A 10,647-nucleotide genomic window follows, 5' to 3' on the forward strand; every position below is an offset into this window, starting at 1 on the left:
CTGCCCGGGGCCAGTCGATTGGCTCCACGTTATGCACGAGAGGATCCCGTGAAACAGGTTGTTTCGCGTGTCGCAGCAGCCATCACCATCGTTGGATGCACGGTGGCCTCGGCACCGGAGCAAGCGAGCTCCGCTGATGCGGCGGTGCACGAGCCCGGAGGCGAGGCCGCGCCCAGCCGATGCGTAGCGGGTACCGAACGCGATTGCTTTCCTGGCCCACAAGACCTGGTGGGCGTTGGAGCGTGTCGTTCCGGCCGCGCCCGTTGCAACGACGCCGGCACCGCGTATGGCGAATGCGTCGGCGCCGTGCCGCCGCGTCCAGAAGACTGCAGCACCGCGGCAGACGACGACTGCGACGGTCTTGCCAACGAGAGCGACGAGTGTCGCTGCCAATTCGGTGAGATCCGGCCGTGCTACAGCGGGCCGCTTTCGACGCGTGGCGTAGGTGACTGCCACGACGGGACACAACGCTGCAGTTCAGAAGGAGAGTGGGAAGAATCCTGTCTTGGGGATCGCGGGCCTTCCATTGAGCGAGTCGCGGCCGGCGAGTTGCGCGACGAAGACTGCGACGGTTTGGTGAACGAGGAGAACGCGGTCTGCTATGCGTGGCAAACGATCGACTGCGACGGTCCGCAGGTCCCATGGGTAGGGATCTGTCGGCCCGGCCTGCGCCGGTGCCTGCCCGACGGGAGCGGCTACGGAGCCTGCGAGGGGACGTTGTTCCCCGCGCCCGCTGAGATATGCGGCAACGGAGCGGACGACGACTGTGATGGCGTTCCCGACGGACTCGATGGCTGCCCGTGTCCCGATGGCCCTGTAGCTGCGTGCTACACCGGCCCCGCAGCCACTCGCGGCCTAGGGCTGTGCCACGACGGAGTGAAATACTGCGACGCCTGGGGGCCGAACTACAGCGACGGATGCGATGGACAGCAACTTCCTCTCATCGAGAACTGTGCTTCGCCTGAGGACGAAGACTGTGACGGAGCGCCCGCGCTGGCATGTTCGGCGGTGGCGCGCGAAGTGAAACTCGCCACCTACGAACAATCGTTCCGCGCCGCCCTCTTTCCGTCTGGGGCGATAGCTACCAGCGGGGCCGACGCAACCGGTGCTGGTGCGGTCCGTATCTTCGACGCACTTGGCACCTTCGTTTGGGTAAAGAACTTCCCGCGAAGCATGGGCTTCCCGCACGTTGCCGTCGCTGCCGACAGCTCGTTTGCTGTCGTCACGCGCGAGATTGGTGGCGGTAGCGACGCGCTCACCGTTCATACCTTCGACCCGTCCCGCTCGCTGCGGCGCGTCACGGCGATCACGGCTGAGAGCGAGCTCGTCGAGGTGCACCTCTTCGTCGACGGAACGGTCGGACTCGCCGGGACATCAATTTCGATGCCGCGGTCGGCGGACCGCGGGGCGATCGGGTCCCATTTGTTGCCCGCCTAGCGCCCGACGGCTCCGTTTCGTACTGGCAGCGCTTCGAGTCGGCCTATCCGGGCACCTACAACTGGGGCGCAGGAGCCACTTGGGATAGCGCCGGTACCGCATACGCCGTGTTTCACGCGATGGGGATCGTGACCTCGCAGGGGGCGACGCCGGTCGGGGTTCACCTGGTGAGGGTTGGCCTTACGGGCACACTCGACTGGGTTCGCGTATTTCAGACGGCCGCTGTTGATGTGTCTCCACTTCACCAGGTTCGCGCCGTCCCGGGGCATGTCTGGGTTGCTGGACCCTACGTCGGCGGCTTCGCAGGTCACGGCGTGTCCCTTCCGGCGCAGACCCGTGCGACGTTTCTGTTGCAGCTCGACGACGCAGGGGCCGTCCTCGAAGCGCGGACGCTCTTTTCGTTTTGGTTCGGCGGACTCCACGTCGGTGCCGGGCGCGTCAACATCATTGGGGTCGGCTCGGGGACGTCGTTGGCCATCAGTGGCTGTATGGCCCGGCTCTGGTACGGTTCAGTGCCTCTGGAGGTGTGGCCTATGCCTCTCGTCTCCTCCCCGGCGTTAGTGCCACCGCGTTTCCCGGCGCTGCCTTGGCGCTTGAGGGGGATCCATTGGCCCGTGCCGCGGTGTTCGCTTCGAACACGCTCACGGTGTTCGACCCGTGATGCGCCTCAGCACGCTTGCCGCCCTCATGCTCCTCGTGGCCTGCGACGAGCACTTGTCGGCGACGGCGAAGGCCGGTTCTGAACCTCAAGCTCAACGCGTGCCCTGTGGCTCCAATGCGACGCTGGTCGTGGCATTGCGAGAGCGCTCAACCAGTGGCCGCTTCCGGGTTAGGAGCATTAACCCGAGTAGCGTGTTTGCCGTCGAAGGTCCGAACGAGGGTACGACGGAGCCGGGGGCCGCGGCCCAGATCGTCATTCGAGCGAAGCCGTCTTCGCTCTACCTGCCTGGCCGCCCAGTCTTCGGAGTTTTGGATATCGAGGTCGACGGAGTCGAGGAGCGCTACGAAGTCTCGTTCGTCCCACGTGGCGTGTACCTCACCGCCTCCGACGACGTTGTTGACTACGGGATCGCCGAGCTTGGCGCACTTCGTCAACGCAACCTAGTTCTCACGAACTACGGCGACGAGGACGCCCGCGTGTCCTTTCACGGAGGCGGCGCACCGTTTCGATTTGCTCGCGACTTGGTGGTGCCGGGAGGTGAGAGCAGAACCGTTGCAATGGCCTTCGAACCGCGGTCCGCGGCCGCGTTCGAGCAACGTGTGCAGCTGACCGCGGAGGGGCCTGTGTGTGCCCTGCAAGAGGAGCTGACCCTTCGTGGCGCGGCCTTTGGCAAGGGAATTGGCATTGATCAAAGCGTCGTCGAATTCGCAGAGACAGATTGCCACGAGTCTGCTGGCCGGCGGATCGTGTCGGTGACGTCTTTGCTGGAGCGGCCCATCGCCTGGTCCGCACGCCTTGGACGAGGCGTGTCGTCGCCGTTCCGAATTACGCCGCCCGCGGCGGGTGTGGCGCATCCAGAACAGGCCGGGCGGATCGAGCTCGAAGCACTTCCGCCGGGGGACACTAACGACCCGACTGACGAGCTGATCATCGACACCGCCGATGGCGAACGACGCGTCAGGCTTGTGCAACGCGTTCGCGCCCCGCTCCTTTCGATCGTCAATGCCGGACTCGATTTTTCCGCGAACTCGTCTCGTCGGCGCTCCTCCATCCAAAGTGGTGACCGTGGAGAATCGTGGAACGGTTGCCGCGATGGTCGACTTCATTCCGGGCGACCTCCACGCCGAGAAGGTGACCGTGCCGCCTCAGGGCAAAGCCGACTTGGCTGTCTCCTTCACCCCGACCGACGTTGGGCCCCGTGACGTCACCGTACAGTTGCGGTCGGTGCCGCCGGGCTGTGGCCCCGTAGCGGCGCTCAGGGTTCGCGGCCAAGGGTTTGCGCGCGCGACCGGGATGAGCGCCTCGCGGAGTGGTGTGTGTTTTCTCATCGATGGTGGACAGGTTGCCTGCAGCAGTCATCCGATTCAGGATCCGCCGCACGTCGTTGGAGGACACGCTGCGACGGCTCTTCATCACATCAGCGAGCCGACGGGGATTTGCTTGACCGACGCCGCCGGCCAGCGATGCCTTGGGCCTAGCGCCGCGGGCGGCTATGCCTCGATGGGCGCACTGCCAGCCACCGTGACCGGGGGCGCCGCTTCCTTTTTTCGGGCCAAGTCAGGAGCGGTCTTCACCATAGCCGCGAACCAAGCCGGAACGGGCCCGACGTTCCTCCCTAGTATCGTGACGCGCGCACTTCGAGGCGACACCATGTCTCAAGATGTCGTCGTGGTGCTTGGCGACGGAACAGTGGAAACCTGGCAGAACATGGGTGCTGGGGCTTTGGCATATCCGCCCCTGCGCTACCCTTGGCAGGGGTCGCTGGCGCCGTCGACGCGCACGGCACTCGCGGCAAGGGATGCGTGCTCCTCGACACCGAGACCGTCACCTGCGGCAACGTTCCCGGCGCTCCGCAGGCTCCCGCCGCGCTACCTCACGGCAAGGTTTCGGCCCTCGCCATGACGTGGGGAGGCTGGGGAGCGTACGCTCCATCTGTGTGTACCGTGCACGCACAAGTTGCACGATGTTGGGGCGGAACGGCGCCGTTGAAGGGAGATCCGTTGGCGGTTCCCGCGGCAATCGATATCGGCGCGACGACGAGGCACTATTGGGTGTTACTGGCCGACGGTCGCGTCATCACATTTGGTGATCTGGCCGACGAATCATCGCCGACTCCTACCGTCCTTCCTGGGTTCGAATGACGGCGCGCCGCTTGCTGACGTGCGCCGTGCTCTGGGTCGGCTGCGATGATCCAACAGACGTCGCGCGTGCCGCCACGACGCACATCGATCTTGGGGCCGCGTCGTGTGGTGACGTCGTCGCGTCCGAACACGCGATCCAACTTCCCCACGGCACTCGTCAATGGCGCATTGCCGGGGTCCTGCCGAGCGAAGTCTTTCAGATCGAAGGCCCTACGGCGGGCGGGGGGGACGCTGCGGCACTGTCGATCTCGAGTCGCCTCATCGGCGGCGTCGGTGACCCGGGGGCACGCGTCCACGGGAGTGTCCGCTTCGCTCTCGACGGGGCTGCGACGGAGGTTCATGAGGTCGCGATCACGCTCTCAGTGAACGGCGCCAGGCTTCGCGTGCCTGATGAGGTCGACCTTGGTGATGTCGAGTTGAGTGGGTGCTTTGAGATTGTCTTGCGCAATAGCGGCAATGAGCCGGCGCGGCTGGGTGTGCAAGGCGGGCCCGGCGTTTCAGTTGACCGCGCGGAAGTCGACGTTGGTGTCGGGTCGACCGTCGTCGCGGGGACGGCTGCGCTGACGCTCGGAAGCCCGGGCGAAGTCCGCTTCATCGCACCCTCGAACCTTTGCGGTGGGATGCCCTCAGTGGTTCGGGTGGTAGCTCGCGACACGTCGAGTCCCGTTCGCGCGTCGCCCGTCGTCCTCGACTTCGGAAGCCCCGACTGCCAACAGACGATTGCTCCGCGAGTGTTTCGCATCCAGAACCGCAACGCCGAGCCACTCACGTGGAAGGCCGTAGCGGTCGCCGATTCGCCGTACCGTGTCGAGCCTGAGGCTGGCACCGTCGCGCCCGGTACCGACCAGGAAGTTGCTGTCGTCGCCGTGGACATCCCGTCGCCACCACTGGGGTCCAACGCTCTTGGCCGCGTCCTTTCCATAGAGACTTCGCAGGGGCTTCTTGCGGTGGAGATTCGCCGAGGGGCCTCAGGCGCACGTCTGCGTTGGCAGGCCACGCCTGACCTTGGCCGACGTCGCATCGGGACGCCGTCCGTACATCAGGTCCTCCTGTTCAATGATGGTGACCGACCTGCGACGGTGCTTCTCCGTGCCGAAGGCGCGGGTTTGGTGACGACACCGTTCGCGTTCACCGTTCCGTCGGGCGGGTCCACCGCCGTTCCCGTTGAGGTTGCACGCGAGTCTTTCACTGCTGATGGCGCACTCGTTCCGACCGTCGTCAGCGGCTCCGTTTGCTCGGCACCGACGACCTTGCCTCTTCATGCAGCGTCGTTCGGGCGCGTCAGCGCGCTGCGCTCGTATTCGTACGTGACCCTCGCGTTGTTTGACGGCGGCCGCGTTGCAGACATCAACCGCTACTTCCAAAGCGGCTTGAGCATCTGGGCAACAGCCCGCGGTGCGACCGCGCTGCACGTCGGCATCGGCAGTCGATTTGGTAACAATACGGTTCCTTGCGTTGCGCCAAACGCATCAAGCAACCTGCTGTGCGGCTACGAGCCCTCTGGTTTCGAGACCATTGCGAACAGCGCAGGGGCACTTGGCGTAGCGGGTTCGACGACGCCGCATTTCCGTACACGAAGCGGTACTGTTTGTGGCGAGCACAACTTGGACTGGTTTGCGGAGCGCCGGCGTCGCCTCTCGCGGGAACCGAAGGGCTGCGTGACTTGGTCGAAGCGCCGTCGCTGAAGTGCCTCTTGCGCGACAACCTCGAGTGTTGGCTTGCCCCGGGCAACTACGCTGCCTGGCCCCCATCCGTCACATCGCGGGAAACGGTGTCAACGTCCGTTCGGGCTGCGACGGCCTGGGGCACGGGCCTCCTCGTCGTCCACCAAGACGGAACCGTCGAGCAAGGACTCCATACGCAACTGCACCCCATCGTCTGGCTGCCGCGGCCTGATCTCTCGGGCGCGGTGAGCCTCGCGGGCCCGTCGGGACCGCGCTGCGTGGCGCTCGCGACGGGACGGGTCAAATGCGATCCGCGCGAAGTGCCCGGGCTCGTCCCTCCGTTCAATAGCGGGGAGACGGTCGACATCGGAGTGTCGGACGCCGTCCAAGTCGCCGGACACGCCATCCTCCACTCCGACGGACGTGTGTCGCGCATCACGTTTCAGTCGAGCGGCCTTGTGACCATCGACCCGGTGCCCGGGTTCGACTGAAGGCCCAAAAACTCGCCTAATTCACCGCATCCAGTCCTCCCCTTGACACCCCGGGCCCGCTCAGCCATAAGTCGCGCCCCGCTTTTTGCAGGCTCAAACCGGCGTCTGCCGGCCTGTCGGAGCGGTAAAGGAAGACGTCATGCCGAAGATGAAGACCAACAAAAGCGCCGCGAAGCGCCAAGGTCACCGGAAGCGGGCGGGTTCGCCGATCCAAGCGGGTGGCAACCACATGCTCATCAACAAGTCCCGGAAGCGCCTTCGTCGCCTCCGCAACAACGACATGGTTCACGGAACCATGGAGAAGCATCAAGCGCCTCCTTAACGGCTGACGTAGGAGTTTCCCATGCCCCGCGCAAAACGTGGATTTAAGGCTCGCCGCCGCCGCAACCGCATCCTGAAGCACGCCTCCGGCTTCCATAGCGCCCGCTCGCGCCTCTTCGCTTACGCGAAAGAGGTCGTGATGAAGTCCTGGGTCTGGCTACGCCCACCGTCGCCGTCGCCGACGCGACTTCCGCCGCCTTTGGATCACCCGCATCAACGCGGCCGCCCGCACCGCCGGCACGAGCTACTCGCGCCTCATGCACGGCCTCAAGAAGGCCAACATCGGGCTCGACCGCAAGGTCCTGAGCGACCTAGCCATCTTCGATCCCAAGGCCTTCGCCCAGATCGTCAAGACCGCCGCCACCTAGGCTCGCGCTCGAGACGGTTCAAGACCCCGCGCCGGTTCGCCGAGCGCGGGGTTCGTCTTTTGTGCCCGCTATGGTGGCGCTCGCGACGGCCGCAGTTCGGCGGCAGGCGTGAGGCGTGAGCGCGACGAACTCAGCGCGCCCAGAGGGCCCTAGCTCCAGCTCGATGGCGTCGAAGGGGCAGCGCGAATCTTCGCCTCACCGGAGAAGACCTCGAACACGCGGTATCCCTTCCCATCGAGCAAGAGGAGCTCGAGCGTCTGCGCCTCGGGATCGACGAACCAGACGTGGCGAAGTTCGAAGGACGCGTAGACCTTGAGCTTGTCGCCTCGGTCGGGGATGCCGTGCTGGGCGAGAGGACCTCGCACACCCAGTCCGGTGCCAGCGTGAAGTAGGCCTTATCGACGGGCATCTCGGGCATGCGCTCCCGTCGCCAGCCGGCGAGGTCAGGCACGATAACGTGATTGCCAAGGTGAAGCTCTGGCTCGTCCAGGATGAGCCAACCGCCTGGGCCGCCGCGCCCTCGCTTGAAGGAGGACCCGAGCTCTTCGCCGAGTGTCGTCGCGGCCTGCGCATGTTTCGGGGCCGGCCGAGGTGCGCGTGGAGCACACCGAACACGATCTGCCCGGTGATATGACGGGGCAGGGCGAGGAAGCTCGTCGTAAGTCGCGGCGGCGCAGGCCCGATCAGCCATGACAGCGGAGTGTAGCGCACGGCGTGGCGGGTTGCTTTTTGCTCTACCGACAGGCGTATCGGGCCGCGTCGAGGTTCAGGTGCTTGATGAGTGTGTCGAAGTTTCATGGCGTTGGCCCTCACTGAAGGCCGCTCTTCGAGCTGAGGGCGCCCGACGTGTATTCGACCTGCAAGACGGCCTTGCCCGCTTGGATGAACGGCGCGAGGGCATCGCACTCGTTGTAAGCAAAACACTCCTCGTTGATGGCGAAGTCGACATCGTTCAAGAGCGCCGGGATGTCCGCGAGGTCGTTCTTCAGCGCGAACGACATCCCCTGGGCGTGGGCCTCCGCGGCCAGCGTGCGGATGAACGCCTGCTGCTCGCCGGCAGTGATGCCGGTGCCGGGATTGTTGTCGCGGGAGTCGACGTCATCGGCCTCCACGGCATCGCAGTGGCGCTGCGCCGCCATCGCGATGCGCGACTTCATCACGTTGACGACGACCGGCTCGCGAACATCAGGCCAATATTGGCCGGGCCAACCTTTGACCGCGTTGTGTCGGTACGGCGCCAGCGTCGCCGAGTCAGGGCGACCCGGCTCGTAGGCCGTGTCGAAGTAGCCAGATCACCTTGCGACCCGCCGCGTGCAAGGCGTCGATGGTCGCCTGGCTCGTCTCGAAGAGGTCGATGTCGTAAGCGGCGACGTTCAAAGGAAGTGTCGAGGTTGCCCGTCCCACTGGGCTGCCATTGCCACGACGTTCCAGGCTTTGGCATCCACCGCGGGCCGATGGCGGCGGCGGCGGCGGCGGAACCGACGCGTCGACGGTGGGGGGCGATGGCGCGGCATCCGTCTGGGCCCCGGCATCGCGCACGCCTGGCGGGGTCCGTGCGTCAGCACCCGCGTCGCGCCTTCGCCGTCGCAGCTCGGCCTCGTCCTGGCTGACGGCCATCTCGCCGTCGGCGTCGTCAGCGCCGTCACCGAGCGCGGCGCACGCCTCGCGCCCGTCGACAGGAAGAGCGAGAACGCGAAGAGGTACCTGCGCTCGAACCCCTCGAGGACCGTACGCTTCGCGTCATGAAACGGCATGGCCCACAGGGCGTCGTCCGATAGCGGGTTCAACGGCCCGTCGCCATCGAAGAGCGCTGTGCGTTCTCGCACGCCGAGGAGCGCGTGGCGCTCGATGACATTTTTTAGCTCGCGCACGTTGCCGGGCCAGCGATGCGACCGAAGCATCGCCGCGATGTCCGGCGCGAGCTCTACGTCGTCGCGCCCCAACGCGCGCGACGGAGGAAATCGCCGCGAGGGGCTCGAGTCGTCGATGCGATCTGAGCGGCCGGGACGACCACGCGGGCAACGGCCAATCGATAGAAGAGATCCTGCGGAAGGTCCCGTCGGCGACGGCCGGGGCCAAGTGACGGTTCGTGGCCGCGACCACGCCGGACGTCGATCTTCTTCTCGTCGCGGCCGCCCCACGGGCCTCACGGTGCGAAGCTCGAGCACGCGCAGCAACTTCAGCTGCATCTCGAGCGGCAACTCTCAATCTCGTCAAGAAGAGCGTGCCGCCGTGGGCCTGCTCGAAAGTCCCATCCGCTCTTGAAGAGCCACGGTAAAGGCGCCCTTCGCGTGACCAAGCAGCTCGCTCTCGATGAGACCCTCGGGAATGGCGCCGCAGTCCCCACGGCGATGAAGGGGCCGCCCTGGCGCGGAGACTCGTCGTGGACGCCGCGCGCGACACTTCTTTCCCGCCGCTCTCGCCCTCCAAGAGGATGGTGACGTCGGTTCCACTGGCGCGCTCGAGGGTGCCGAAGACGTGACGCATCGCCGTCGACACGCCCAAGGCGGCGCCAAATGATCCCGGTGGCCCCGCCACGAGATCGCTCAAGCCCGAGTCAGGTTGAATCGCCAACGACGTCGTGCCCAAGGTGAGCGTGGCGTCGCCTGTGAGCGTTGCTTCGTGCACGCGCAAGCTGCCGAACACCGTGCCGTTGCGGCTGCCGTTGTCCCCTCACGATCAATCGGTCCGCGTCGAACAAGAGCGTTAGGTGTTCTCGTGACACCGTCGTGTCGGTGAGACGCAGGTCCTGCGCCGTCACCGCTCCCCACCACGAAGCGTGGCGCTTCGACGCGCGCAGGCCCGCGTCGGGGGCCGACCGCACCGTCCAACGTTGCGGCGCGAACGCGCACCGACGCCTGCCCCTTGGGTACCGCTTCCGTCAGCGCGTCGTCCGTTGCCATGGTTCCTCGAATCCTACGAGAGGTGCCGCCGCGAAACGGCCTGCGCGGGCCGAGCGCTGGGTGCCGCTGACGAGCCAAACGACCACGCCGACGCCGAGCGCAACGATAGCGCCCCCCGCAAAGACGTTCGTCAGCAGTCGATCGCGTCGGAAGGTGTCGAGGGTCTCTGGGGTGGGGCCGTCTTCGTAGGCCGACTTGGCGTCGAGCGTTTGCACGCCGAACACGCCCGCCGTCGCGGCGAGCGCGCCACCCAGCCCCAAGCGATCAGCTCGCCGTTGGCACCGAGTGCGCCTCTCGCGGTGGCGGCGGCGCCGCCTCGACCTGTCTCGGCGCTGCCGGCGAGATTTCCGCCGCCACCTCGATGGCCCGCGTTGCGCCGGCGTCGATGAGCAGTTGATGCGTCTGCTCTCGGGTCGTGCGCAGCTCCGTCACGACGACGCGATGCGGGCCCGGAGGGAAGGCGTCGCTTGATGGGCAACGCCTCTTCGGCGCTCCGTCGATTCGGGCGGTGAAGCCACGAGGTCCCCGCACCTCGAGCGTTGCGACCCGTGGCAGCGCGACGGCGAGACGCCGCTCCGCCTCGCGGCGGATCTCCTGTGCCGTGTCAGGAACCCCGAGGGCGCGATCGCAGTCTTCTGCGGCAGGGCGGGCCACGTTGGTC

9 protein-coding genes and 2 pseudogenes are annotated in these 10,647 nt (G+C 66.3%); 6 read left to right on the forward strand and 5 right to left on the reverse strand.

Features of this window, described 5'->3' with window-relative positions; genetic code table 11:
* The first annotated feature begins 48 nt into the window (after positions 1-48).
* The 6 genes and pseudogenes from IPG50_11675 to rplT all read left to right on the forward strand — a co-directional run bounded on the left by IPG50_11675 (position 49) and on the right by rplT (position 7,083).
* The gene (locus IPG50_11675; protein MBK6692845.1) at positions 49-1,437 is read left to right on the forward strand and encodes a hypothetical protein; all 1,389 of its coding nucleotides are present in this window, start codon (positions 49-51) and stop codon (positions 1,435-1,437) included.
* 657 nt (positions 1,438-2,094) lie between these two features.
* Positions 2,095-3,300, forward strand: coding sequence for a hypothetical protein (locus IPG50_11680; GenBank protein ID MBK6692846.1), 1,206 nt, complete (start codon positions 2,095-2,097; stop codon positions 3,298-3,300).
* Between the two features lie 1,322 nt (positions 3,301-4,622).
* A complete protein-coding gene (locus IPG50_11685) occupies positions 4,623-5,924 on the forward strand; it encodes a hypothetical protein (GenBank protein MBK6692847.1) in 1,302 nt (433 codons plus the stop codon).
* A complete protein-coding gene (locus IPG50_11690) occupies positions 5,903-6,394 on the forward strand; it encodes a hypothetical protein (protein MBK6692848.1) in 492 nt (163 codons plus the stop codon). The genes IPG50_11685 and IPG50_11690 overlap by 22 nt, the downstream gene beginning before the upstream one ends.
* Before the next feature lie 139 nt (positions 6,395-6,533).
* The gene (locus IPG50_11695; protein MBK6692849.1) at positions 6,534-6,716 is read left to right on the forward strand and encodes a 50S ribosomal protein L35; all 183 of its coding nucleotides are present in this window, start codon (positions 6,534-6,536) and stop codon (positions 6,714-6,716) included.
* A 21-nt stretch (positions 6,717-6,737) separates the two neighbouring features.
* A pseudogene (gene rplT / locus IPG50_11700) lies at positions 6,738-7,083 on the forward strand (50S ribosomal protein L20).
* Between the two features lie 149 nt (positions 7,084-7,232).
* On the opposite strand, the pseudogene IPG50_11705 reads toward rplT, so the two are convergent.
* From IPG50_11705 to IPG50_11725, 5 genes and pseudogenes are all read right to left on the reverse strand, one after another.
* Positions 7,233-7,881, reverse strand: a pseudogene (locus IPG50_11705) (Uma2 family endonuclease).
* Positions 7,882-7,892: 11 nt separating this feature from the next.
* On the reverse strand, positions 7,893-8,324 hold the full coding sequence (locus IPG50_11710; protein MBK6692850.1) for an endo alpha-1,4 polygalactosaminidase: 432 nt from the start codon (positions 8,322-8,324) through the stop codon (positions 7,893-7,895).
* A gap of 499 nt (positions 8,325-8,823) precedes the next feature.
* A complete protein-coding gene (locus tag IPG50_11715) occupies positions 8,824-9,711 on the reverse strand; it encodes a sigma 54-interacting transcriptional regulator (GenBank protein MBK6692851.1) in 888 nt (295 codons plus the stop codon).
* 253 nt (positions 9,712-9,964) lie between these two features.
* A complete protein-coding gene (locus tag IPG50_11720; protein MBK6692852.1) occupies positions 9,965-10,246 on the reverse strand; it encodes a hypothetical protein in 282 nt (93 codons plus the stop codon).
* 4 nt (positions 10,247-10,250) lie between these two features.
* A partial coding sequence (locus IPG50_11725; GenBank protein MBK6692853.1) for a hypothetical protein occupies positions 10,251-10,647 on the reverse strand: 397 nt, incomplete at its 5' end.

It is taken from the genome of Myxococcales bacterium, assembly GCA_016703425.1.
Taxonomy (GTDB): Bacteria; Myxococcota_A; Polyangia; order Polyangiales; family Polyangiaceae; genus JADJCA01.